At 67.9% G+C, this 22,499-nt stretch carries 24 protein-coding genes; 9 read left to right on the forward strand and 15 right to left on the reverse strand.

Annotated features, from left to right (window positions below):
• The 3 genes from ACT6S0_RS13185 to argC all read right to left on the reverse strand — a co-directional run.
• Positions 1–186, reverse strand: a 186-nt coding sequence (locus ACT6S0_RS13185; protein WP_444764284.1) for a hypothetical protein, incomplete at its 3' end; no start/stop codon positions are given.
• A gap of 145 nt (positions 187–331) precedes the next feature.
• On the reverse strand, positions 332–2,785 hold the full coding sequence (locus ACT6S0_RS13190) for a hypothetical protein (RefSeq protein ID WP_444764285.1): 2,454 nt from the start codon (positions 2,783–2,785) through the stop codon (positions 332–334).
• A 73-nt stretch (positions 2,786–2,858) separates the two neighbouring features.
• Complete coding sequence (argC, locus tag ACT6S0_RS13195; protein WP_444764286.1) at positions 2,859–3,806, reverse strand: N-acetyl-gamma-glutamyl-phosphate reductase; 948 nt, start codon at positions 3,804–3,806, stop codon at positions 2,859–2,861.
• A 63-nt stretch (positions 3,807–3,869) separates the two neighbouring features.
• On the opposite strand from argC, the gene ACT6S0_RS13200 reads away from it, so the two are divergent.
• The 6 genes from ACT6S0_RS13200 to ACT6S0_RS13225 all read left to right on the forward strand — a co-directional run bounded on the left by ACT6S0_RS13200 (position 3,870) and on the right by ACT6S0_RS13225 (position 11,332).
• Positions 3,870–4,565, forward strand: coding sequence for an SDR family NAD(P)-dependent oxidoreductase (locus ACT6S0_RS13200; RefSeq protein WP_444764287.1), 696 nt, complete (start codon positions 3,870–3,872; stop codon positions 4,563–4,565).
• Positions 4,562–5,092 (forward strand): RBBP9/YdeN family alpha/beta hydrolase, encoded by a 531-nt coding sequence (locus ACT6S0_RS13205; protein ID WP_444764315.1) that lies wholly within the window; start codon positions 4,562–4,564, stop codon positions 5,090–5,092. Before ACT6S0_RS13200 ends, ACT6S0_RS13205 begins: the two co-directional genes overlap by 4 nt.
• A gap of 11 nt (positions 5,093–5,103) precedes the next feature.
• On the forward strand, positions 5,104–5,994 hold the full coding sequence (locus tag ACT6S0_RS13210; RefSeq protein ID WP_444764288.1) for a ParB/RepB/Spo0J family partition protein: 891 nt from the start codon (positions 5,104–5,106) through the stop codon (positions 5,992–5,994).
• A 427-nt stretch (positions 5,995–6,421) separates the two neighbouring features.
• Positions 6,422–8,344 (forward strand): PrkA family serine protein kinase, encoded by a 1,923-nt coding sequence (locus ACT6S0_RS13215; RefSeq protein ID WP_444764289.1) that lies wholly within the window; start codon positions 6,422–6,424, stop codon positions 8,342–8,344.
• Between the two features lie 109 nt (positions 8,345–8,453).
• Positions 8,454–9,734, forward strand: coding sequence for a YeaH/YhbH family protein (locus ACT6S0_RS13220; RefSeq protein WP_444764290.1), 1,281 nt, complete (start codon positions 8,454–8,456; stop codon positions 9,732–9,734).
• Positions 9,735–9,787: 53 nt separating this feature from the next.
• Entirely contained in the window at positions 9,788–11,332 is a 1,545-nt protein-coding gene (locus ACT6S0_RS13225; RefSeq protein ID WP_444764316.1) for a SpoVR family protein, read from the forward strand.
• Positions 11,333–11,351: 19 nt separating this feature from the next.
• Here the strand turns inward: ACT6S0_RS13225 and sugE are convergent, their stop codons facing one another.
• From sugE to ACT6S0_RS13265, 8 genes are all read right to left on the reverse strand, one after another.
• Positions 11,352–11,666, reverse strand: coding sequence for a quaternary ammonium compound efflux SMR transporter SugE (sugE, locus tag ACT6S0_RS13230; protein WP_444764291.1), 315 nt, complete (start codon positions 11,664–11,666; stop codon positions 11,352–11,354).
• Positions 11,667–11,776: 110 nt separating this feature from the next.
• Positions 11,777–12,463, reverse strand: a complete 687-nt coding sequence (locus ACT6S0_RS13235) for an ArsR/SmtB family transcription factor (RefSeq protein ID WP_444764292.1) — start codon at positions 12,461–12,463, stop codon at positions 11,777–11,779.
• On the reverse strand, positions 12,460–12,783 hold the full coding sequence (locus tag ACT6S0_RS13240) for an antibiotic biosynthesis monooxygenase family protein (RefSeq protein ID WP_444764293.1): 324 nt from the start codon (positions 12,781–12,783) through the stop codon (positions 12,460–12,462). The genes ACT6S0_RS13235 and ACT6S0_RS13240 overlap by 4 nt, the downstream gene beginning before the upstream one ends.
• Positions 12,780–13,091: an NIPSNAP family protein gene (locus ACT6S0_RS13245; protein WP_444764294.1), complete on the reverse strand. Its 312-nt coding sequence runs from the start codon at positions 13,089–13,091 to the stop codon at positions 12,780–12,782. The genes ACT6S0_RS13240 and ACT6S0_RS13245 overlap by 4 nt, the downstream gene beginning before the upstream one ends.
• 137 nt (positions 13,092–13,228) lie before the next feature.
• Positions 13,229–14,098, reverse strand: a complete 870-nt coding sequence (gene bla / locus ACT6S0_RS13250; RefSeq protein ID WP_444764295.1) for a class A beta-lactamase — start codon at positions 14,096–14,098, stop codon at positions 13,229–13,231.
• Positions 14,099–14,216: 118 nt separating this feature from the next.
• Positions 14,217–16,838: a glycoside hydrolase family 3 C-terminal domain-containing protein gene (locus ACT6S0_RS13255; RefSeq protein ID WP_444764296.1), complete on the reverse strand. Its 2,622-nt coding sequence runs from the start codon at positions 16,836–16,838 to the stop codon at positions 14,217–14,219.
• Between the two features lie 194 nt (positions 16,839–17,032).
• Positions 17,033–17,431 carry a VOC family protein gene (locus tag ACT6S0_RS13260; RefSeq protein WP_444764297.1) on the reverse strand — a complete coding sequence of 133 codons (399 nt, stop codon included), beginning with the start codon at positions 17,429–17,431 and terminating at the stop codon, positions 17,033–17,035.
• A gap of 190 nt (positions 17,432–17,621) precedes the next feature.
• A complete protein-coding gene (locus ACT6S0_RS13265; protein ID WP_444764298.1) occupies positions 17,622–19,028 on the reverse strand; it encodes an FAD-binding oxidoreductase in 1,407 nt (468 codons plus the stop codon).
• An 85-nt stretch (positions 19,029–19,113) separates the two neighbouring features.
• Here ACT6S0_RS13265 and ACT6S0_RS13270 point away from each other — a divergent pair, with 85 nt between their 5' ends.
• Genes ACT6S0_RS13270 through ACT6S0_RS13280 form a run of 3 tightly spaced genes read left to right on the forward strand, consistent with a single transcriptional unit; the run spans position 19,114 to position 20,373 of the window.
• On the forward strand, positions 19,114–19,290 hold the full coding sequence (locus tag ACT6S0_RS13270; protein ID WP_444764299.1) for a hypothetical protein: 177 nt from the start codon (positions 19,114–19,116) through the stop codon (positions 19,288–19,290).
• Positions 19,291–19,338: 48 nt separating this feature from the next.
• Positions 19,339–19,920: a cob(I)yrinic acid a,c-diamide adenosyltransferase gene (locus ACT6S0_RS13275; RefSeq protein WP_444764300.1), complete on the forward strand. Its 582-nt coding sequence runs from the start codon at positions 19,339–19,341 to the stop codon at positions 19,918–19,920.
• 21 nt (positions 19,921–19,941) lie between these two features.
• Positions 19,942–20,373, forward strand: a complete 432-nt coding sequence (locus ACT6S0_RS13280; RefSeq protein ID WP_444764301.1) for a GFA family protein — start codon at positions 19,942–19,944, stop codon at positions 20,371–20,373.
• A gap of 15 nt (positions 20,374–20,388) precedes the next feature.
• Here ACT6S0_RS13280 and ACT6S0_RS13285 read toward each other — a convergent pair whose 3' ends face one another.
• From ACT6S0_RS13285 to ACT6S0_RS13300, 4 genes are all read right to left on the reverse strand, one after another.
• Positions 20,389–20,694 (reverse strand): hypothetical protein, encoded by a 306-nt coding sequence (locus ACT6S0_RS13285; RefSeq protein WP_444764302.1) that lies wholly within the window; start codon positions 20,692–20,694, stop codon positions 20,389–20,391.
• Positions 20,691–21,077 carry a phage holin family protein gene (locus ACT6S0_RS13290; protein ID WP_444764303.1) on the reverse strand — a complete coding sequence of 129 codons (387 nt, stop codon included), beginning with the start codon at positions 21,075–21,077 and terminating at the stop codon, positions 20,691–20,693. The genes ACT6S0_RS13285 and ACT6S0_RS13290 overlap by 4 nt, the downstream gene beginning before the upstream one ends.
• A gap of 13 nt (positions 21,078–21,090) precedes the next feature.
• Entirely contained in the window at positions 21,091–21,399 is a 309-nt protein-coding gene (locus ACT6S0_RS13295; protein WP_056269009.1) for a DUF883 family protein, read from the reverse strand.
• Positions 21,400–21,490: 91 nt separating this feature from the next.
• Positions 21,491–22,459 (reverse strand): helix-turn-helix transcriptional regulator, encoded by a 969-nt coding sequence (locus ACT6S0_RS13300; protein WP_444764304.1) that lies wholly within the window; start codon positions 22,457–22,459, stop codon positions 21,491–21,493.
• Between the last annotated feature and the right edge of the window lie 40 nt (positions 22,460–22,499).

The raw sequence follows: 22,499 nt of genomic DNA on the forward strand, positions 1-22,499 counted from the left end.
CTCGTAGACCCAGCGCAGCAGGCCGTCGTCGCGCACCAGGCGCACCGCCGCGCGTCCATCGTCGCGGCTGGCCTCGTAGCCGCGGCGACGGCGCTGCTGGATGGACGCGCGCAACTCGTCGGCGCGCGCAGGCGCCGGCTCGCTGAGCTGCTCGCGCGCCTCGGCCCACAACGCGTGCGAGGTCATGTCCGCGCCCTTTGCATGAAACCTGCGGGCCGCGCGCAGGGCCGCTCCCAAGCCGGCCCGGGCTGGCGATGTGCTGGCGGCTTGCTGCCGCCAGCATCGCCGTCCCCTGGGGGGACCGACCAAGGTATGCCTTGGACGAGGGGCTTCACTTCGCGTCCTTCAGCAAAGGCAGCGGCGTGACTTGCGCCTGGCGGGCGGTGACGATGTCCAGCATGGAGTCGTAGTCGGCGCGCTCGGCCAGCGCCTGCACGCCGGCCTCGATGGCCTCGATGAAGCCACAGTGCTCGGTCAGCCGCACGGTCTCGATGGGCACCAGCTTGCGCTCGCGCACCCAGCGCCGCACCTCGGCCCAGCTCGCCTTGCCGGCATGCCAGCTCACGACCTGGGCGTTGGCCGCCGAGCTGCCGCCGGCATCGGCCTGGACGACCTCGCTGTAATTGGCCGAGCCCATGCGCTGGTACTCCTCCTGGAAGCTGCGGTGCCGCCACCAGCCGGGCAGCGCATGGCCTTCGAGCAGGAAGACGACCGGGTAGATGTCGACCAGCTCCAGGCAGGCCGCGAACAGCAGCGCCAGGTCGATGCAGGTGCCGGCGCGCTCGGCCCGCACCATCGAAGGCACGCGCAGGCGCTGCGAGTCCAGCTCGCCGCTGTAGCTCGGTGGCGGGTTGATGTAGCCGAGGCGCCAGTCGTGCAGCAGCGTCGCCCACAAGGCCTCGACCTGGCGGTCCACGCCGCGCAGGGCGTCCTCGTCGATGGCGTCCGGTGTTGTGGATTCAGGCACGCATTGGTAGCCGTCGAAGCCGGCCGTCGGGTCGTCGCGCAGCACGCGGTTGTAGCGGCGCGCCATGGACACGGCGTCCAGCACCGCCGGGTCGCGCGGCAGCACGAAGGACGGCAGCCAGCGGCCGTCGCGGCGGTTGTCGCGCCACTGGTCCACCGGCAGCAGGCGCAGGCGGTGGCTGTCGTGGTACAGCAGCTCGTCGCCCTGGCGCACACTGACGACCACGCTGGTATTGATGGCCTCGTGCACGCTGCGCGCCACCTCGGCCGTCAAGGGCACATGAATCTTGTCGGTCAGCTTCTCGCGCACCTGGCGCATGCGCACGCGGCGCTGGAAGCGCGCCACCTCGGCGCCCATGTGGACGGCCACTTCCACATCCAGCGGCGCGGCGTGCTGCGGGTTGTCGCAGCTCAGCACGAAGCGCCTGAACAGCGGCTGGGCGTTGTGCAGCACGGCGTAGTTGAGTTCGGGGAAAGGCTCCACCTCACAGCGCACCAGGGCCGACTCCGACGCCGGCGTGGCCACATCGGCCGCGGCCATGACCAGTTCCCGGGCGCGAGCCTCATGCGCCAGGCGCACCGCCGGATCGACGAAGACGGGGCCGTCCAGCCACAGCGTCACGCCGGTGGCGTCCACCGATTCCGGCAGCGCCCTCACCTCCTCCCACACACTGGTGAAGGCGGCGGGCAGGTCGAAGCCGCTGGTGAACAGATGGCGCAGCAGCTGCGTCAGCGCGTACTCGGCCAGCGAGTCGTCGAAGGCATCCTGAAAGCCCAGCGCGGCCCGCGTCGCGCCCTCGGCGATCAGCATGGGCGCCAGCCGCGCGGCGCTGTTCCACACATTGAGCGTCGTCAGATAGGGCGGCGTCTTGTCTACCGATGCGGCCACCGCCTGGGCCAGCGCCTGCGCATGCACCAGCCGCGGACAGCCTTCGGCGCCGCGCAGCAGCAGACCGTCGAGCACGCGGCGCGAATCGGCCAGCAGCTCGTCGATGGGCTGGACCCGGCCAGGCGCGCCGGCGACGTCGGACTCGGGCGCCTCCACCAAAGCCGACTTGCCCGCCAGGGTGCCCAGCTCGCGCAGGCCCTGGTGGCTGTCAAGGCCGGCGAAGTGCAGCAGATGCGGTGGCCGAACCCTCAGCTCGGCGCAGAGCTCCTCCAGGCTCGGATAGTTCAGCACCCGCGGCGCCGGCACCTCCTTGGGCAGCGCCGCAGCGAGGTTCTTCAGCTCGGCGTCGACGGTCCAGCGCTGGCACAGCTCCAGCGGCAGCGCGTTGACGAAGAGCACGCGCAAATCCTTCCAGGCCGGCATGACGACCGCCTCGCGCGGCACCGGCTGCCAGGCGCCCTCGACCTCGTGCTGCACCTGCAGCTCGCGGATGATGGTCAGCGCCTTGGGCTTGCCCACCGCGGCGCGGCGCTGCTCGCGGGTGGCGGCCGCCAGCACGTACTCCCACGGGAAGATGCGGCCCTCCCACAGAATGGCTTCGTGCTGGTAGGGCACCCGCACGACCAGCGTGGAGGCCTCGCTCAGCAACTGCACCTGCGCCGCGTCCAGGCCCAGGGCCTTCAGCGTTCCGGCGGCTTCGAGCTGGTGCTGCTCACGCGCCTTGGCGTCGCGCACCCAGCGTTGGCGCGAGCGCAGCACATAGGTCCAGCGCAGCGCGTGCTGGGCCATGCTCTGGCGCGAGCGGTCGTCCACGGCGGCCAGCGCCACGCCCAAGGCGTCGCTCGGGCTGGCGATGCGCACGGCCTGCAGCAGCTGCTCATGGCCGGGCAGGGACTTGCTCTTCTTCGGCGCTCTGCCGGATGGGCTCACGGGCCGTCCTTACTCATGAAGACGGCCCGCAGTATCGCGACGCTGCGCAGCTGCGCAACGCCCTGTTTCAACCTCAAACGAGGCCGAGGCTTTCTTCCAGCCCCAGGTGCACGTTCATGCTCTGCACGGCCGCGCCGCTGGCACCCTTGCCGAGGTTGTCCAGGCGGGCCACCAGCAGCAGCTGGGTGTCCGACGCGAACACGAAGAGGTCGACGCGGTTGGTGTCGTTGCAGGCCTGGACGTCGAAGGCGCCTGCGTCGACCGTGGGCGCGTCCCGCAGCGGCAGCACGTTGATGAAGCGCTCGCCCTGGTAATGCGCTGCCAGCGCGGCGTGCACGGCTTCAGGCGTCGTGCCGGCCTTGAGCTGGCTCAGGTGCAACGGCACGCTGACGGCCAGGCCCTTGTAGAAGCTGCCGACGATGGGCATGAAGACCGGCGGCGTGGCCAGGCCGGTGTGGGCCATCATCTCGGGCAGGTGCTTGTGCTTCAGGCTCAGGGCATAGGGCCGCGGCGCCTGCAGCTGGGCCGGCAGCGGCTGCTGTTCGTAGTCGGCAATCATGGATTTACCGCCGCCGGAATAGCCGGTGATCGACGTCGCGCTGACGGCGGCATCGGGCGGCAGCAGACCGGCGTCCACCAGCGGGCGCACCGCCAGGATGAAGGCGCTGGAATGGCAGCCGGGGTTGGAGATGCGCTTGCCGTTGCGGATAACGGCGCGCTGGCCGCGGTTCAGCTCCGGCAGCCCGAAGGCCCAGCCCGGCGTCGTGCGGTGGGCCGTGCTCGCGTCGATCAGGCAGGTGTTGGGGTTGTTGACCATGAAGGCCGCCTCGCGCGAGGCCACGTCGGGCAGGCACAGGAAGGCCACGTCGGCGGCGTTCAGCAGGCGCGAGCGCTCCGCCGGATCCTTGCGCTTGTCGGGGGCAATCTTCAGCACCTCCACGTCCGCGCGCGCCGCGAGGTAGTCGTGGATGCGCAAGCCGGTCGTGCCTTCCTGGCCGTCAACAAAAACCTTGTACGTCATGCCTCGATCTCCATGGGCAGGAATAATGGAATCCATCATTGTCATCCGCAGGAGCAAGCTCGAATGAAACCCCTTGTTGACCGCTGGGCCTTGGTCACCGGCGCCAGCCGGGGCATTGGCCAACAAGTCGCCCTGGCACTGGCCGAGGAGGGCTGCCGCCTGATCCTTCACAGCCGCAGCGTCGAGGCCACCGCCGCGCTCGCCGGCCGTCTGCGCGAGCAGGGCGCCACCGTGCATTCGGTGGCGGCGGAGTTGAGCGACAGCGCTGCGGTGCTTCGCCTGGCCGACGAGGTCGGCGCCCTCTGCGGCAGCCTCGACATCCTCTACAACAACGCCGCCGTGATGACGCCCTACCGCGAGGACTACCTGAGCGCAGTGCCGGCCGACTACGAGCTGAGCTTTCGCGTCAACACCATCGCGCCCATCCTGCTGTGCAACCACTTCCTGCCCAAGATGATGGCGCGGGGCTGGGGTCGCATCGTCAACGTGACGTCCGGCATCAAGGACCAGCCCGAACTGATGGCCTATGCCGCCTCCAAGGCGGCGCTGGACAAGTACGTCTACGACACCGCACCCAAGCTCCAGGGGACCGGCGTCACGATGAACCTGCTCGACCCGGGCTGGTTGCGCACCGACCTGGGCGGGCCCAACGCGCCCGGCGCGGTGGAAAGCGTGCTGCCCGGGGCGCTGGTGCCCGTGCTGGCGACCGACGGGACCAGCGGCCGCTGGGTCAGCGCCCAGGACTTCGCGCCACTCTGAGCGTGGTGCGCGTTCTCCTGCTCCCGGGCTGGCAGAACTCTGGCCCCGACCACTGGCAAAGCCGCTGGGAGCAGCTGCATGGCGACCGCCGCGTGGAACAGCACGACTGGGATTGGCCCCGGCGCGGCGACTGGATGGCCCGGCTGGACGAAGTGCTGCTGGAAAACGACCGGCCGGTGTTGCTCGCGGCACATTCCCTGGGCTGCCAGCTGGTGGCGGCGTGGAGCGAGCATTCGCAGCACACGGCCCGCGTCACCGGCGCCCTGCTCGTCGCCCCGCCCGACACCGAGCGCGCGGACATGCCGCCGCAGTTGCATAACTGGCGCCCGATCCGCCGCTCGCGCCTGCCCTTCCCCAGCGTCGCCGTCATCAGCAGCGACGATCCCTACTGCGCCGTCGAGCGCAGCACGCAGATGGCGGCCGACTGGGGCAGCGGCGTGGTCATGGCCGGGCCGCGCGGCCATCTGAACGCCGAGTCGGGCCTGGGCGACTGGCCGGAGGTCCGGGCACTGCTGCTCGGGCTGTGACAATCGTCGCCATGGTTACCAAGAAACCCAAAGGCCTCGGCCTCGGCCTGGAGGCGTTGCTCGGCCCCAAGGTCAGCGAGGCGCCCGCCGCAGAATTGCCGTCCACGTTGAAGCTGGAGCAGCTGCAGGCCGGCAAATACCAGCCGCGCACGCGCATGGACGAGGGCTCGCTGTACGAGCTGGCCGAGAGCATCAAGGCCCAGGGGATCATGCAGCCCATCCTCGTGCGGCCCATCACCGCCAGCGGGCCAGCCAGCTACGAAATCATCGCGGGCGAGCGCCGCTTCCGTGCGGCAAAGCTTGCCGGTCTGCGCGAGGTGCCGGTGCTGGTCAAGGCGGTGCCCGACGAATCGGCCGCGGCGATGGCGCTGATCGAGAACATCCAGCGCGAGGACCTGAACCCGCTCGAAGAAGCGCAGGGCCTCAAGCGCCTGACCGATGAGTTCGGCCTGACGCATGAGCAGGCGGCCCAGGCGGTGGGCCGTTCACGCAGCGCGGCCAGCAATCTGCTGCGGCTGTTGAACCTGGCCGCGCCGGTGCAGAACATGCTGATGGCCGGCGACCTCGACATGGGCCATGCCCGCGCGCTGCTGCCGCTGGACGGCGCCGCGCAGATCACCACGGCCAGCGAGATCGCGGCCAAGAAGCTCAGCGTGCGCGAGGCCGAGAAGCTCGTCGCCCGCCACCAGGGCGCCGCGCGCCAGACGCCGCTGCTGCGCGTGAAGAGCGACAAGAGCCGCGATGTGCTGCGGCTTGAAGAGGAGCTTGCCGACGCCCTCGGCGCCACCGTCGAGGTGCGCGTGAAGAAGCGCAGCAAGCGCGGCCAGAGCGGCGAGCTGGCCATCCAATTCGACTCGCTGGACGCGTTGTCGGGCATTCTCGATAGGCTGCGCGGCGCCTGAGAAGGCGGGCGGGAGCGCAATGCGGCGGCGTCCGACAAGGCGCCGCCGCGAAGCATTCAACACTAGCCCGAGCGCCGCGTCTTGCGACGCTCGCAATGCCGCAACAGTTCTTCACTGACGCGCTGTCGGCGGGCCGCCACAAGGCCCCCGGGTTCGTGTGGTTTGCCCTAAAAGTGCCAGGTCTTGCCTGAACGGCGGGCGTATGCTGGCCCGGCATCCTGTCAACGAAAAACCCAGTGGATTTGTTGGTAGTCGGACAGCGGCTTATTCTTGTGATCGCCGAGTGTTGGGCAGCGGCAAGCTGCTGATCAGCTGAATGGAGAGTTCTGATGACGCCTTGCAGTTGAGGCGCGATCAGAACCCCCCAGTCCCTCGGGCACGTGTCGTGCCTGTGGCCTGCGTGGAGTTCAAACCGCAGGAGGTCGGCATGGACGTCATCAACCATTTCGCGAAGCGCTACGAGCGCAGCAAGGTCGAGGAGCTCTCGCTGGAGGACTACCTCGCCGAGTGCAAGAAAAACCCACTGGCCTACGCCACGGCTGCCGAGCGCATGCTGCAGGCCATCGGCGAGCCGCAGATGCTCGACACGCGCAACGACCCGCGGCTCTCAAGGCTCTTCGCCAACAAGACCATCAAGATCTATCCGGCCTTCGCCGAGTTCTACGGCCTGGAAGAAGCCATCGAGCAGGTCGTGTCCTATTTCAGGCACGCAGCCCAAGGCCTCGAGGAAAAGAAGCAGATCCTCTACCTGCTCGGTCCGGTCGGCGGCGGCAAGAGCTCGATTGCCGAGCGGCTCAAGCAGTTGATGGAGCAGGTGCCCTTCTATGCGCTGGCCGGCTCGCCGGTGAACGAAAGCCCGCTCGGGTTGTTCGACCCCGTCGAGGACGGCCCGCTGCTGGAGCGCGACTACGGCATCCCGCGCCGCTACCTCAACCGCGTCCTCAGCCCCTGGGCCGTGAAGCGCCTTGATGAATTCGGCGGCGACATCCGCAAGTTCAAGGTCATCAAGCGCTTCCCCAGCGTGCTCAAGCAGATTGGTGTGGCCAAGACCGAGCCGGGCGACGAGAACAACCAGGACATCAGCTCCCTCGTCGGCAAGGTCGACATCCGCAAGCTAGAGACCTACGCGCAAGACGACCCCGACGCCTACAGCTACTCCGGCGGCCTGTGTCTGGCCAACCAGGGCCTGCTGGAGTTCGTCGAGATGTTCAAGGCGCCGATCAAGGTGCTGCACCCGCTGCTGACCGCCACGCAGGAGGGCAACTACAAGGGTACCGAGGGCTTCGGCGCGATTCCCTTCGACGGCATCGTGCTGGCGCACAGCAACGAGAGCGAGTGGAAGACCTTCCGCAACAACAAGAACAACGAGGCCTTCCTCGACCGCGTCTACATCGTCAAGGTGCCCTACTGCCTGCGCGTCAGCGAAGAGGTCAAGATCTACGAGAAGCTGATCCGCGGCTCCTCGCTGGCCGAAGCCAAGTGCGCGCCCGGCACGCTGAAGATGATGAGCCAGTTCGCGGTGCTGACGCGGCTGAAGGAGCCCGAGAACTCGTCGCTGTATTCCAAGATGCAGATCTATGACGGCGAGAACCTCAAGGACACCGACCCGCGCGCCAAGAGCTACCAGGAGTACCGCGACTACGCCGGCGTCGATGAAGGCATGAGCGGCATCAGTACGCGGTTTGCGTACAAGATCATCTCCAAGGTCTTCAACTTCGACTCCGCGGAAGTGGCCGCCAACCCCGTGCACCTGATGTACGTGCTGGAGCAGCAGATCGAGCGCGAGCAGTTCCCCAAGGAGCTGGAAGAAAAGTACGTCGGCTACATCAAGGAGCAGCTGTCGCCGCGCTATGCCGAGTTCATCGGCAAGGAGATCCAGACCGCGTATCTCGAGAGCTACAGCGAGTACGGCCAGAACATCTTCGACCGCTACGTGACCTATGCCGACTACTGGATCCAGGACCAGGAGTACCGCGACACCGACACCGGCGAGGTTTTCGACCGCGTGGCGTTGAACGCCGAGCTGGAGAAGATCGAGAAGCCGGCGGGCATCTCCAACCCCAAGGACTTCCGCAACGAGATCGTCAACTTCGTGCTGCGCGCGCGCGCCAACAACGCGGGCAAGAACCCGCTGTGGACCAGCTACGAGAAGCTGCGCACCGTCATCGAGAAGAAGATGTTCTCCAACACCGAGGAGCTGCTGCCCGTCATCAGCTTCAATGCCAAGGCCAGTGCCGAGGACGCCAAGAAGCACGAGAATTTCGTGCAACGCATGGTGGACAAGGGCTACACGGCTAAACAGGTGCGGCTGTTGTGCGAGTGGTACTTGAGGGTCCGCAAGAGTTCCTGAAGTCAAAAAGGCAACCACAGAGACACGGAGGCACAGAGGAAATGCGTGAGGCCTTCGTCTTCTCTGTGGCTCTGTGCCTCAGTGGTTGCATTTCCTGAGCGCCCGCGACATGTCACTCCAGCAAATCATCGATAGACGGCTGTCGGGCAAGAACAAGTCCATCGGCAACCGCGAGCGCTTCCTGCGCCGCCACAAGGACCAGATCCGCGAGGCGGTCAAGCGCGCGGTGGACGGCCGCGGCATCCGCGACATGGAGCGCGGCGAGGATGTGCACATCCCGAAAAAGGACCTCAGCGAACCGGTCTTCGGCCACGGCGACGGCGGCGTGCGCGAGGTCGTTCGGCCGGGCAACCAGGAGTATGTGAAGGGCGACCGCATCGCCAAGCCCAAAGGTGGGCAAGGCGGACAGGGCGGCGGCGGCGAGGCCAGTGACCAAGGCGAAGGTGAGGACGACTTCGTCTTCCACCTCACCAAGGAAGAGTTCATGCAGGTCTTCTTCGACGACCTGGCCCTGCCCAACCTGGCCCGCACCACGCTGGCCGATACGCCGGAGTGGCGCAGCCAGCGCGCCGGCTTCGTCTCCGACGGCACGCCCACCAACCTGCACGTGGTGCGCTCGATGCGCGGTGCCCTGGGCCGGCGCATCGCGCTGGGCATGGACAAGCGCCGCGAGCTGCACGAGCTTGAGGCCCGCGAGCAGGAGCTGCTCAAGGAAGACCGCCCCGAGACAACGCGCCTGCTGGCAGAGACGCGCGAACGCATCCAGCACCTGCGCGAGCGCCTCAAGGCCATCCCCTTCCTCGACCCCATCGACCTGCGCTTTCGCGCTCGCACGCGCATCCCGGTGCCGACGACGCGTGCCGTCATGTTCTGCCTGATGGATGTGTCCGGCTCCATGGACGAAGGCCGCAAGGATCTCGCCAAACGCTTCTTCATCCTGCTCTACCTGTTCCTGACGCGGCACTACGAAAAGATCGACGTCGTCTTCATCCGCCACCACACCCAGGCCCAGGAGGTCGACGAGCAGAACTTCTTCCACGCCACCGAGACCGGCGGCACCGTCGTCTCCAGCGCCCTGGTGCTGATGGAGCAGATCATCAAGGAGCGCTACTCGCCGACCGAGTGGAACATCTACGGTGCCCAGGCCAGCGACGGTGACAACTGGCACCACGACAGCGGCCGCTGCCGCGAGCTGCTGGCCGACAAGCTGCTGCCGCTGTGCCGCTACTTCGCCTATGTGCAGGTGGCCGAGCCCGAACAGAACCTCTGGGAGGAATACCAGAAGCTCGCCGACGACGCCCGTCACTTCGCGATGCGCAAGGCGGTCGAGGCCTCGCAGATCTACCCGGTCTTCCGCGAGTTGTTCAAGAAGGAAGGAGTGGCCGCATGAGTTCGCTGGAGAACCGCCGCCAGCCCGGGCGCGTCGCCAAGCCGCCGCCGGGCATGCCCGAACGCCGCCAACACGATCCGCTGCGCCAGATGCGCCCGCTGGAGCGTCGGCCCACGCAGCCCCTGCCCTCGCCCAACGACTGGACCTTCGACCTGATCGACGAGTACCACGCCGTCATCAAGGACACCGCCGCACGCTTCGGCCTCGACAGCTATGCCAACCAGCTCGAGGTCATCACCGCCGAGCAGATGATGGATGCCTATGCCTCCGTGGGCATGCCGGTCAACTACCGGCACTGGAGCTACGGCAAGGAGTTCATCAGCACCGAGCGCAACTACAAGCGCGGCCAGATGGGCCTGGCCTACGAGATCGTCATCAACTCCGACCCCTGCATTGCCTACCTGATGGAGGAGAACACGTTGGCCATGCAGGCCCTGGTCATCGCCCACGCCTGCTACGGCCACAACAGCTTCTTCAAGGGCAACTACCTGTTCCGCATGTGGACGGACGCCTCGTCCATCATCGACTACCTCGTCTACGCCAAGAACTACGTCGCCGATTGCGAAGAACGCCACGGCCTGGACGCCGTCGAGACCCTGCTCGACTCCTGCCACGCCCTCATGAACCATGGCGTGGACCGCTACCGCCGCCCTGCCAAGCTGTCGCTGGCTGAAGAGCGCGCCCGCCTGAAGGACCGCGAGCAGCATGCGCAGTCGCAGGTCAACGACCTCTGGCGCACCCTGCCCAGGAAGGCCGACCGCCCCGACGAAGCCGCCGAGAGCCGGCGCTTTCCCGACGAGCCGCAGGAGAACCTGCTGTACTTCATCGAGAAGAACGCGCCGCTGCTGGAGCCCTGGCAGCGCGAGGTCGTGCGCATCGTGCGCAAGATCGCGCAGTACTTCTACCCACAGCGCCAGACCCAGGTCATGAACGAAGGCTGGGCCACCTTCTGGCACCACCGGCTGCTCAACCAGATGTATGACGACGGGTATCTGAGCGACGGCATGATGATCGAGTGGCTCAAGTCCCACACCAACGTCGTCTACCAGCACCCGGGCGCCAACCTCAACCCGTATGCGCTGGGTTTCGCGATGTACACCGACATCAAGCGCATCTGCGAGAACCCGACCGACGAAGACCGCGACTGGTTCCCCGACATCGCCGGCAGCGACTGGCTGCCCACGCTCGACCATGCGATGCGCAACTTCAAGGACGAGAGCTTCATCGGCCAGTACCTGAGCCCGAAGATCATGCGCGACTTCCGCCTCTTCTCCATCCTCGACGACGAGGCCAAGAGCGAGTACGAGATCTCAGCCATCCACGACGAGGGCGGCTACCGCCACGTCCGCCAGGCTTTGTCGCGCCAGTACGACCTGTCCACGCGCGAGCCCAACATCCAGGTCTGGAACGTCAACCTGCGCGGCGACCGGTCCCTGACGCTGCGCCATGTGCAGCACCTGAACCGCCCGCTGCACGACAACGCGCAGGACGTGCTCAAGCACGTCGGCCGGCTGTGGGGTTTTGGCGTGCAACTCGAAAGTGTCAACACCCGTGGCGATGTGACGCGGCGCTGGAGCGTGCCGGCGCAGGCCTTGTGAAGGATCGCGGGCGTGGCGTTCAGGACGCCAGCTTCAGCCCCACGATGCCCGCCACGATCAGGCCCAGGCTGACCAGCCGGCCGGGGCTGGCAAGCTCGCCGAACAGCACGATGCCCAGGATCGCCGTGCCGACCGCGCCAACGCCCACCCAGACGGCGTAGGCCGTGCCCACGGGCAGCGTCTTCATCGCCATGCCGAGCAGGCCGACACTGAGGACCATCGCGGTCACGGTCAGCGCCGTGGCCACAGGGCGCGTGAAACCTTCGGTGTACTTCAGGCCGATGGCCCAGCCGACTTCGAAAAGGCCCGCAACGATGAGCAGCAGCCAAGCCATGGTTTGAATGCGGGAGTGACGTTGGCGGCGATTCTGCCGGCCCTCGCCGCGCTTTTGCCAGGGTCAATCAGCTGCGCCAGCATGCGGCTGGCGACGTTTGGGCCGCTTGGCTACTGCAGCAACGACTCGAACAGCGCGAATCGGCCTGGCGGGGTCAGCGTCAGCACGCGCGAATCCTTGGCCCTCGACAACCATCCCCGACCAACCATCGCGCTCAGCCACGCCACCGCCAGCGGCCCGGCAAAGTGGTCGCGGCGTTCGGACCAGTCCACGCAGTCGTAGAGCGCGCCGCCGGTCGTGCTGATGCCATCTGGCGTCAATTCAGCCAAAGCCGTCCGGCCTTGATCGCCGAGTTCGTAGTGCCCGTCCGGCGCAACCTTCACCCAACCCTTGGCAAGCAGGCTGTCACGCCACTGCACACCCAGTTCGCCGGCCAGGTGGCCATAGCAACTGCGCGCATGCCGCAGCCCCCGCATCTCCGGCTTCTGCCAGCGGCGCGCAGCGGCAGCCGGCTCGGTATCGCGCCCGTCAGCCACGCGCAGCAGCGCTTCCAGCGCATGCGCCACGTCGCCATCGGCCAGCCCGAAGTAGCGATGCCGCCCCTGCTGACGAACCAGAGCCAGGCCTTCGTCGACGAGGAGCTTCAAGTGAGCAGACATCGTCGGCGCGGTCACACCCGCATGCGCGGCCAGTTCGCCTGCCGTGTGCAGCCGGCCATCCAGCAGCCGCGACAGCACGCGCGCCCGTGTCGGGTCGGCAATCGCAGCGGCGACGCGGGCCAGGCGGGGTTCGTTCATCGGGGAACCTCGGCCCGATCAATCAGGCCGTAGTCACGCACGACGTGGGCGACCCGCAGCCGGTAGTCGGCAAACAAGCCGCCCTGCCCGGCTGCCTGCGCCTGGCGGTGCCGCTCCAGCTCGCGCCAGCCGCGCACGGCGTCTTCATCGCGCCAGAAGGACAGCGACAAGAGCTTGTCCGGGTTGTGAAGGCTTTGGAAGCGCTCCACCGAGATGAACCCATCCATCTGCTCCAGCAGCGGCTTGAGCGCGGCGGCGTGGTCAAGATAGGCCTGGCGCCCATCGGCCGTGGGCTGGACTTCGAAGATGACCGCGATCATGGCTGCACATCCTCGCAAAAACGGCGCTCCTCGCGCAGGATGAATCTCTCTCGCTGCGCGAACTCGAAGTTGGCCCGGGCCTCCGGGTCGGCCTTCAATCGAGCGCGATACGCCTCGTATTCGGCCAGCGAGTCGAACCCCACCAGCCCCCAGGCCTCGTGGTTCGTACCTTCCCACGGCAGCCAGTAGCCCAGCAGCCGGCCGCCCAGGCGCGGAATGATGCGGCCCCAGTTCTGCGCGTACTCGCGAAAGGCCTCGCGCTGCGGCGGGTCGATGTCATAGCGGATGAAGCAGGTGATGGCGGGCATGGCGGCGGTCCTTCGTGGCAATGGACCGCACTGTGCCCCGCCATCGCAGGGTGATGCTTAGGCGCGCAACGAAGCATCGAGGCAGGTGACCGACGCCTGATTGAGCTGCTACTGGCGGCGGCTGACGTTCGCGCCGCTCACCGCCAGGCCTTCACGAGCTGGCGCATCGCCTCGGCATGCACGGCGGACAGATCGTCCGTCGCTGCCGTGGAATCCGACTGCAGCGCCACCACCACCCACGGCGAGCGCCCACCCGGCGGGAACACCAGCGCCACGTCGTTGACCGCGCCGCGATAGCCCGTGCCGGTCTTGTCGATGACGCGCCAGCCGGCGTCGGGCACACCGGCGCGCAGCCGCTTCAAGCCCGTACGGGAGGCCTGCAGGTCGGCCCACAGCCGCGCCTGGTTCGCCCGCGCCAGGCCGCTGCCCAGCAGCAGGCGCTGCAGCGTCCCGGCAAACGCGCGCGGCGTGCTGGTGTCGCGCGGGTCGCCGGGCGCGTTCTCGTTGAGCGCAAGCTCCCAGCGGTCCAGGCGCGTGACCGCGTCGCCCTGCTCGCGCAGCCACGCCGTCAAGCCGGCCGGCGTATCGCAGCAATGGCGCAGCAGCACATTGGCGCAGGGGTTGTCGCTTTCCACGACGATGCCCTGCACCAGCTCGGCCAGCGTCGCGCTGCCCCGCAGCAGCAGGCGGTCGAAAGCCGGCGAATGCGGCACGCGTTCGCTCTCACGCAGCGGCACCGCATCGTTCCAATGCCAGCGCCCCGCCTCCACGCCATGGGCCACGCGGGCGCCCAGCAGGATCTTGAAGGTCGACGCCATCGCCATGCGCTCGTCGGCGCGGTGGCCCAGCGTGCGGCCGTTGCCGGTGTCGATGGCGAAGAAGCCCAGGCGGCCCTGCACGCGGCGCTCCAGCACGGTGAAGTTGGGCTGCGCTACAGCGAGGGCGGGCGTTGCCAGTGGCGTGACGGCCAGGCCCGCGATGAGCGAAAGGTGGGTGCGGCGTTGCATGCGCCGCATTCTGGCGGAGGCGGCGCTGACTTTGCGCACCATCGGCTCGCCCCACTGGCGGAACCAGCTCTCGGCAGGCGGCTGCAGCGGGTGAATGGCGCCGTCCTGAGAAACACAGCTAGCGCGGCAGCAGCACCTGCCGGGCCAGCGAGAACGTGGCACGCTCGACCGGCGCGCCCGTGTCCGGCTGGCCGCCGCCCACGCTGAGGCCGTAGCTGCCGGGCATGACCTGGCGCACGCCGTCGCGGTCCACGAAGCTGAGGTCTCGCGCATCCAGCCGCCAGCTCAGCTCGCGGCGTTCGCCGGCCTTGAGGTGCAGGCGTTGCACGCCGCGCAGCGCCAGGCGCGGGCCGCCCTCGAAGCGCGGTGGCACGAGGTAGAGCTGCGCCACCTCGTCGCCGTCGCGCGTGCTGGTGTTGGTGATGGCCGTGCGCACCTCGAGGCTGGGCGCCTTGCCGTCGTCGTTCACTTCCACCGTGACGCGTTCGTAGCGGAAGCTCGAATAGCTCAGCCCATGGCCGAAGGGGTACACCACCGGCTTGCCGAAGAAGCGGTAAGTGCGGCCGGCCATGCGGTAGTCGTCGAAGGGTGGCAGGTCGTCCGCGCTGCGATAGAAGGTCACTGGCAACCGCCCCGCCGGGTTGGCCGCGCCGCCGAGCACCTGGGCGATGGCCTGGCCGCCGCCCTCGCCCGGGTACCAGGCCTGCAGCACGGCCGCCGCGTTGGCGTGGGCCCAGGACAGGTCGATGGCGCTGCCGCTGAGGTTCACCACCACCAGCGGCTTGCCCAGTTGCGCAGCGGCCTGCAGGTAGGCGCGCTGATCGGCCGGTAGGTCGAGCTTCGTGCGGTCGCCGCCGGAGAAACCGTCGATCTTGACCGGCATCTCCTCGCCTTCCAGGTCGGAGGTCAGCCCGACAACGACGACGATCACATCGGCACCCTGCACGCCGGCGCGCAAGTCGGCCAAGGGCTGGCGCGACACGCGCTTCCACACCATGCCGGGTGGTGCCCCGGCGCCGGACTCGGTCTCGAACTGCACGGCGTAGCGCTGGCCCTTCTGCAGATCCACCTGCGCCAAGGCTACAGGCTCGGCCCAGCGCGTGGGGCGCTTGGCCAGGGCGACATCCCGTCCGGCGACGCGCACATGCCCCTTCACGCCCGCGATGCCGAGCCGGTAGCTGCCGGTCTCGGGCGCGACGACAAAGCCGGTCCAGACGGTGCGCGTCACGTCACCGGCCTCGGCAAACTGCCCCGCACGCGACTCGAGCTGTGCCACGCCGTGGCTCGCAAAGGCCTTGGCCTGGAAGCGGCGCTTGCCCACGTCCGGGGGCGAGCCTGGTTTGAGATTGAAGTAGCTCGCCCGCAGCCCGGCGCTACCGTCGGGCGCGACGAAGGCGCTGGCCGGCACCGGGTCGCCATCGGTGATCGACGGGCCGAACGGCACCAGCATGACTGCAGCCGCACTGAACTGCTGGCGCAGGCCTTCGACAACCGTCTGCGTCGGCCCGGTCTGGCCCGACGAATAGTTGCCGCGCATCACGCGCCGCGCATCCGCCAGCGGGCCGACGACGGCAATGCGCGCCGACGCCTTCAGCGGCAGCACGCCGTCGTTCTTCAGCAGCACCAGGCTCTCGATGGCCGATCGCAGCGCGAGCGCGCGGTGCTCGGGCGCGTTGATCGCCTGGGCGGCGGGCAAGCTGCGCTCCGCCAGGCCCGGCAGGTCGCCATTGCGCAGCCGGGCCGAGAACAGGCGCACCAGTGCCGTGTCGATGTCGGCCTCGCGGATGTAGCCGCGCGCCAGCGCCTGCTTGTAGCGCTCGCCCAGGCCGGGTGTATGGGACAGCGTGGCGCCATTGCATTCGTTGTCGACGCCGGCCTTCAGCGCCGCGGCCGCGCCGGCGGGCGCGTCCGGCGCGTACTTGTGGTGGGCGTGGATGTCCACCACGGCGTCGCAGTCCGACACCACATAGCCCTTGAACTGCCAGTCCTCGCGCAGTGTCTTCACCAGCAGGTTGTGGCTGGCGCAGGCCGGCTCGCCGTTGACGCGGTTGTAGGCACACATGATGGAGCCGGCCTGGGCGTCGACCATGGTCGCGCGGAAAGCGGGCAGGTAGGTGTCTTCCAGGTCCTGCGCCGAGACCCACACGTCCACCGAATGCCGCGTGGACTCCGGCCCGCTGTGCACGGCGAAATGCTTCGGCGCGGCGGTGACGAGCGGCCGCGCCGGATCCGGCCCCTGCATGCCGTGCACGAAGGCCTTGCCGAGCTGGGCGCTCAGGAAGGGGTCTTCGCCATAGGTCTCCTGGCCACGGCCCCAGCGCGGGTCGCGAAAGATGTTGATGTTGGGCGACCAGGTGTTGAGCGCTCCGCCGATGCGGTTCGGGTTGGGCTTGTGGCGCCCCAGCGCGTAGACGGCCCGCACCTCGGTGCTGATGGCGGCCGCCACGTCATGCACCAGCTGGTCGTTGAAGCTCGCGGCCAGACCCACGGGCTGCGGGAAGTTGGTCGTCGCGCCCGGGCCAAACGCGCCGTGCAGCGACTCCGTCCACCAGTTATAGGCCGGGATGCCCAGGCGCGGGATGCCCGGAGCGCCGTTGAGCAGCTGCTCCACCTTCTCGTCGAGCGTCAGCTTGGACACGATCTGGCGTGCCTGCTTGTCGGCCTCGGGCAGCGGACTGGCGGCGCCAATGCCGCTGGCGGCCAGGCCCCAGGCTAGGCAAACGATGGAAAGCTTCTTCAACGCTGCCTCCGATTCTGTGGTTGCGCATGATTGTCTGGTAGCGCAATCAATCGGTACGTGCTTTTCCCTGATTGACGTCCCGCCACGCCTTCAGAAAAACGGCTGGATGCCCATCAAAATGGGGTAGATCAAGGGTGATGAACTCAACCGTGTGACCGATACCAGAATCGGTATCCGGTTTGTCGACGCGAAGATCAGCCTGGCTTGACGCGGTGGACGGCGCAGAGCTTGTTGCCGTCCGGGTCGCGCACATAGCTCAGGTGCATGGCGCCGAGCGAGCCTTCACGCAGGCCAGGGGGCTCTTCGATGGACTGGCCGCCGTGCGCCACCGCCACGTCGTGGAAGGCCTTCACCTGCTCGGCCGACTCGCACTTGAAGCCGATGGTGCCGCCATTGGCGTGGCAGGCCGGCTCGCCGTTGATGGGCTGGCTGATGCCGAAGCTGTTGCCAGCGTGGCGATAGAACACGCGCTGGTGGCCCGACGGCGCCGGGTTCCGTATGCCCTCGGGCGCGCCCAGCACGGCCAGCACCGCGTCGTAAAAGCGCTTGCTGCGCTCGATGTCATTGCTGCCGACCATGATGTGGTTGAACATGGGTGTCTCCGCAGTGGGTGTTGGAAAGCGGGCGATTGTGGCCAAAGACCGTTGACTGCGCCGAGCAAGGCCCTGTGCCGGGCGCGCACCACAAGCCCGGCCATGCACGCTGGCCCGCTCGCCAGCCACCAGTCGCTGACCGTCCTGGTGGTCGACGCCCGACGCATTTCCTGAACCCTGCCAAGTCCTCTCAACCCGCAAATATCTTCCCCGGATTGAATATCCCCGCCGGGTCCAGCGCCGCCTTCACCGCCCGCATCACCGCCACGGCCTCAACGCCCGCCTCGTCCACCAGAAACCCCTGCTTGTGCAGCCCGATCCCGTGCTCGCCCGTGCAGGTGCCCTCAAGCAGCAGAGCCCGCGCCACCATCTGCGCGCTCAGGCGCTCGGCAGTGGCCAGCTCCGCCGGATCGACCGGGTCCAGCAGATAGGCCATGTGGAAGTTGCCGTCGCCCACGTGGCCAACGATGAAGTAGGGCAGGCCGGCGGCTTGGACCTCGGCGATCGAGGCGTTGATGTTTTCGGCCAGGCGCGAGATGGGCACGCAGGTGTCGGTCGTGATCGCCCGGCAACCGGGGCGCATCTGCAGGCCTGACAGGTAGGCGTGGTGCCGTGCCGTCCACAGCCGCGTGCGGGCCTCGGGCGTGGTGGCCCATTCAAACGCCTCACCGCCAAAGTCCGCCGCCACGGCCTGCACGGTCGCCGCCTGTTCGGCCACGCCGGCTTCGCTGCCGTGGAACTCCATCAGCAGCATGGGCGCTTCCTTCAGGCCGAGTTTGTCGTGCGCATTGACGGCCTTGATGGCGTTGGCGTCCAGCAGCTCGCAGCGGGCAATCGGCACGCCGATCTGGATGACCTGCATGGCCGTGCGCACGGCGGCGTCGATGCTGGGGAAGAAGCACACCGCCGCCGACACGGCTTCGGGCAGGGGGTGCACCTTGACGGTCAGCTCGGTGATGACGCCCAGCGTGCCTTCGCTGCCGATGAGAAGGCGCGTCAGGTCATAGCCGGCGCTGCTCTTCCTGGCGCGCGAGCCGGTGCGCACGACCTTCCCGCTGGCCGCCACGAAGCGCAGGGCCAGCACGTTGTCGCGCATGGTGCCGTAGCGCACGGCGTTGGTGCCGCTGGCGCGCGTGGCGGCCATGCCGCCGAGACTGGCGTCGGCGCCCGGGTCGATGGGGAAGAACAGGCCTTCGTGCCTGAGCGCCTCGTTCAGCGCCTTGCGCGTGACGCCAGGCTGCACGGTCACCGTCAGGTCCTCGGCGTCGACACGCAGGATGCGGTTCATGCGCGACACGTCCAGGCTGATGCCGCCCTGCACGGCCAGCAAGTGACCCTCCAGCGACGAGCCTGCGCCATAGGGAATGACGGGCACGCGGTGCGCAGCGCATAGCGCCACGACGTGGGCCACCTCAGCCTCGCTCGCGGCAAAGACGACGGCTTGCGGCGGCGGCACGTCAAACACCGATTCATCCCGACCATGCTGTTCGCGCACGGCCAGCGCGGTGGAGCAGCGCTCGGCAAATCCGGCCTTGAGCGCGTCCAGCAATACGGCCGGCAGGGGCGCGGCAGGGGGGAAGTGGTCGGGCGCGTTCATGGTCGGCTCCAGCAGCGAAACAAGATTGTGTTGCAGTGGCCGCACCATAGTGACAGCATGGGGGCACGGCTTTCGGGAGACCCGCATGGACCCCACCCTGACCTGGCTGTTGCTGATCGTCGCCGCGATCCTCATCGTGCTCGCCGCAGTGCCCCTGGACATGATCGTCGCCCGCTGGCGCGAGCTGTTCATCGGCACCCCCCGGCCCGACCAACCGCCGCCTCTGAAGATGGCGGCGCATGACCCGACCCAGGAGGTCTGAAGCGGCAGTTGAGCACAATGCCGGCTCCACAGCTGGCATTGAGAACTCATGGGCAACCGCCTTTCCCAGATCGCCACCCGCACCGGCGATGACGGCACCACCGGCCTGTCCGATGGCAGCCGAGTACCCAAGGACCACCTGCGCGTGCAGGCCATGGGCGACGTCGACGAGCTGAACTCCAACCTCGGCCTGCTGCTGGCCGAGCCGCTGCCCGACGACGTCCGCGACCTCATCGTCACCATCCAGCACGAGCTGTTCAACCTGGGCGGCGAGTTGTCGTGGCCGGGCGGAGAACTACTGAAGGACGCCGCCGTGCTGCGCCTGGACGAGGCACTGGCGCACTACAACGAGCATCTGCCGCGGCTCAAGGAATTCATCCTGCCGGCCGGCACGCGCAGCGCGGCGATAGCCCATGTCTGCCGCACGATCGCCCGCCGTGCCGAGCGCACGGTCATCATGCTGGCGGCCACCGAACAGATCCGCGCCGCACCGCGCCAGTACCTGAACCGGCTGTCGGACCTGCTTTTCGTGCTGGCCCGGGTGCTCAACCGCGCCAACCTCGATGGGCTAGGTGGGGATGATGTCTATTGGCAGAGCGAGCGCATGAAGCGGCTCGACGCCACCGACTGACGTTTCACCCTGGACAAGCTCATGCAAATCACCGGTCAGTGCCACTGCGGCAAGATCCATTTCACGGCGACAGCCGACCCTGCCAAGGTGCTGGTCTGCCACTGCGCGGACTGCCAGGTCATATCGGGCGGCCCGTTCCGCGCCGTCCTGCCCGTCCCCATCGAGCAGGTCGAGCTGCATGGCTTGCCCAAGCAGTATGTGAAGATGGCCGCCAGCGGGAACCGGCGTGCACAGGCCTTCTGCGCCGACTGTGGCACGCAGCTCTTCGCCACCGAGGCGGATGAGCCCAGGACGCTCAACTTCCGGCTGGGCTGCATCAACGAACGCGCCCAGCTCAAGCCGTCTGTACAGGTCTGGCAGCAGTCGGCCATGCCGTGGCTGGCCGAGCTTGATGGCATTCCCGCGCACATGCGCGGGCGCGACAGCCCATTGGCTGCAAGCACGGCCGACTGATTCGCGCCTGGCGGTTCAGCGCCTGCGGCCGCCCCAGAGTCGCCAGGCCAGCCAGGCCCAGCGCAGCCCTCGCCAGAGCCGGCCGCGCCGGCCTTTTCCTGCCGTGACGAAGAAGGTCGCCGCGCCGCCCGCTGCCGCCAGCACGATGGGGTTGGACAGCACATTGCGCCAGGCCCGCAGGCGCAGCACCCAGTCGTCGGCACGCTCGCCCAGTTCGTCGATGGCCAGCGTGGCCTGGCCGCGCAACAGCTGCGAGGCGAGCAGCAAATCGGCCTTGCGCCGGGCGCGCAGCGCGGGGTCGGTCGGGATGCTGGAGATCATGGCCCGGGCTGGCGCCGCAATGCATCGGCGTCCTGCCGCAGTTCACCGATGCTGCTTTGGAACAGGCTGGCGGGCAGATCGATCAGCCGCTTGACCTTGAGCACCGCGAACGTCGCAGCAGCGACCAGCGCGACAGTGCCGCCACCCAGCGCCAACAGGCGGTGGCTGTCCCACAGCGCCACGGTGACGAGCAGCAGAAGCATCAGCACGCCAAAGCCCGCCAGCAGCGCGGCCAGCACGGCCCACAGCAGCAATCCGGCAATACGTTCCTTCTCTTCCTGCGCCTCGATGGCGAACAACTCGAGCCGGATGCGGCCCAGCGTCAATAGCGAAGCACCGAGCCGCCGCAGCGGCGCGGAGACGGGTTCCTTGGCGTCGCTCAAATGACCCGCCGCCTCAACGGCGGCCGATCAGCACGCCCAGCGCCAGCCCGATGGCGGCAGCGGCGCCGATGGCCTGCCACGGCTTGGCATGCACATAGTCATCGGTCGCGATGGCCGCGTCCTTGGCGCGTTGAACGGCCTCGTGCTGGGCGTCCAGCAGCTTCTCCTTGGCACCGGACAAGCGCTCCTCGATGCGGGCCCGCAAGGCCTTGACCTCGCCGTCGGCCTTGTTGGTGGTGGCCGTCATCAGCGCGTCGATGTCGGTCATCACTGCACGGAAATCTGAAGCCAGCTTTTCCTTGGCTTGGGTGGTATCACTCATCAATAACTCCTCGGGGTGGATCAGACGCGGTCGAGCCTAACTCGATTGACCGTCAACGCAAAAGACCCGAGTGAAATGACGCGCGCTTGTCCTACAAAGCCGCCACGGCCTGCCTCAGACGCTGCGCATAGGCCTGGCGCAAGGCTGGTGGTGCAAGAACGTCTACTTGGCCCGCATGGCGCAGCAAGTCCATCAGCAGTTCGGTGTCATCGACGTAAGGCAGGCGCAGTCGCCAGCGGCCGTCGGGCAGGAAATCGCTGCGCTGGGCGGGGTGCCATTCCTCGCGCGATACCCAAGCGGCGGCCTCGGCGCTGAAGACGAGTTCGGCCTCGCGCGGCGTGCCGCCTGCAAAAATGCCGTAGCCCTGGTCCAGCTCCGCCTCCAGCTCGGCCAGCGAAACCGGCTTGGCCGTCGTGTCCAACAGCGTCGCGGCCTCGATGCCGTCGAGCGCAAAGCGGCGGTAGGCGTCGCTGGCGTGGCACCAGGCGTCGAGGTACCAGGCATGGCGGTGATGGACGAGACGCTGCGGCGAGACTTCGCGGTCACTGCCGGCGCCATCGCGTTTCTTGCGGTAGCGGATAGCCAGCCGCTTGCGCTTGACGACGGCGCTGCCGACAGTCTCGAAACTGTCGCTGGCCATGCGCCGGCGCGCCGTACCGATGAGCTTGACGCGACGCCTCAACTCATCGGCCTCGGCCGTGTCCACGCCGAGCATGCCGGTGATCTTGTCGAACATCGGCTGCAGGTGACGACCGACCACGCCCTGTTCGTCCAGACCCGCCAGCATCTGCTGCATGGTCAGCAGCGCATGCAGTTCAGCCTCGTTGAACCAGACGCCGGGCAGCTCGTGGCGGCCACCGCGCGATTGCTGGCCGAAACGGTAGCCGTTGTCGCCAGCGTCGTATTCGATGGGCGCATCCAGTCGCTCGCGCAGGTAGGCCAGGTCGCGCTTGAGCGTCGCCGGCGACACCTCCAGCGCCTCGATCAGCTCGGCAAAAGACACGCAGCCGCGAGAGCGGATCAGGTGCTCGATCTTGTAGAAGCGTTCGGTGCGGTCCATGGCGGTGAGCGGAGCTGAAAATATATACAGTTGTTTTTGC

Source organism: Roseateles sp. (assembly GCF_052436255.1).
In the GTDB taxonomy this organism is placed as follows: domain Bacteria; phylum Pseudomonadota; class Gammaproteobacteria; order Burkholderiales; family Burkholderiaceae_C; genus Pelomonas.

Excerpts from the sequence above, each read along its gene's own strand:
- ACT6S0_RS13265 (WP_444764298.1), bottom strand. The coding sequence starts at position 19,028 with ATGAACGCGCCCGACCACTTCCCCCCTGCCGCGCCCCTGCCGGCCGTA.
- ACT6S0_RS13220 (WP_444764290.1), top strand. The coding sequence starts at position 8,454 with ATGTCACTCCAGCAAATCATCGATAGACGGCTGTCGGGCAAGAACAAG.
- argC (WP_444764286.1), bottom strand. The coding sequence starts at position 3,806 with ATGACGTACAAGGTTTTTGTTGACGGCCAGGAAGGCACGACCGGCTTG.
- ACT6S0_RS13235 (WP_444764292.1), bottom strand. The coding sequence starts at position 12,463 with ATGAACGAACCCCGCCTGGCCCGCGTCGCCGCTGCGATTGCCGACCCG.
- bla (WP_444764295.1), bottom strand. The coding sequence starts at position 14,098 with ATGCAACGCCGCACCCACCTTTCGCTCATCGCGGGCCTGGCCGTCACG.
- ACT6S0_RS13285 (WP_444764302.1), bottom strand. The coding sequence starts at position 20,694 with ATGATCTCCAGCATCCCGACCGACCCCGCGCTGCGCGCCCGGCGCAAG.
- ACT6S0_RS13275 (WP_444764300.1), top strand. The coding sequence starts at position 19,339 with ATGGGCAACCGCCTTTCCCAGATCGCCACCCGCACCGGCGATGACGGC.
- ACT6S0_RS13225 (WP_444764316.1), top strand. The coding sequence starts at position 9,788 with ATGCCCGAACGCCGCCAACACGATCCGCTGCGCCAGATGCGCCCGCTG.
- sugE (WP_444764291.1), bottom strand. The coding sequence starts at position 11,666 with ATGGCTTGGCTGCTGCTCATCGTTGCGGGCCTTTTCGAAGTCGGCTGG.
- ACT6S0_RS13280 (WP_444764301.1), top strand. The coding sequence starts at position 19,942 with ATGCAAATCACCGGTCAGTGCCACTGCGGCAAGATCCATTTCACGGCG.
- ACT6S0_RS13245 (WP_444764294.1), bottom strand. The coding sequence starts at position 13,091 with ATGCCCGCCATCACCTGCTTCATCCGCTATGACATCGACCCGCCGCAG.
- ACT6S0_RS13270 (WP_444764299.1), top strand. The coding sequence starts at position 19,114 with ATGGACCCCACCCTGACCTGGCTGTTGCTGATCGTCGCCGCGATCCTC.
- ACT6S0_RS13295 (WP_056269009.1), bottom strand. The coding sequence starts at position 21,399 with ATGAGTGATACCACCCAAGCCAAGGAAAAGCTGGCTTCAGATTTCCGT.
- ACT6S0_RS13240 (WP_444764293.1), bottom strand. The coding sequence starts at position 12,783 with ATGATCGCGGTCATCTTCGAAGTCCAGCCCACGGCCGATGGGCGCCAG.
- ACT6S0_RS13300 (WP_444764304.1), bottom strand. The coding sequence starts at position 22,459 with ATGGACCGCACCGAACGCTTCTACAAGATCGAGCACCTGATCCGCTCT.
- ACT6S0_RS13200 (WP_444764287.1), top strand. The coding sequence starts at position 3,870 with ATGAAACCCCTTGTTGACCGCTGGGCCTTGGTCACCGGCGCCAGCCGG.
- ACT6S0_RS13215 (WP_444764289.1), top strand. The coding sequence starts at position 6,422 with ATGGACGTCATCAACCATTTCGCGAAGCGCTACGAGCGCAGCAAGGTC.
- ACT6S0_RS13260 (WP_444764297.1), bottom strand. The coding sequence starts at position 17,431 with ATGTTCAACCACATCATGGTCGGCAGCAATGACATCGAGCGCAGCAAG.
- ACT6S0_RS13210 (WP_444764288.1), top strand. The coding sequence starts at position 5,104 with ATGGTTACCAAGAAACCCAAAGGCCTCGGCCTCGGCCTGGAGGCGTTG.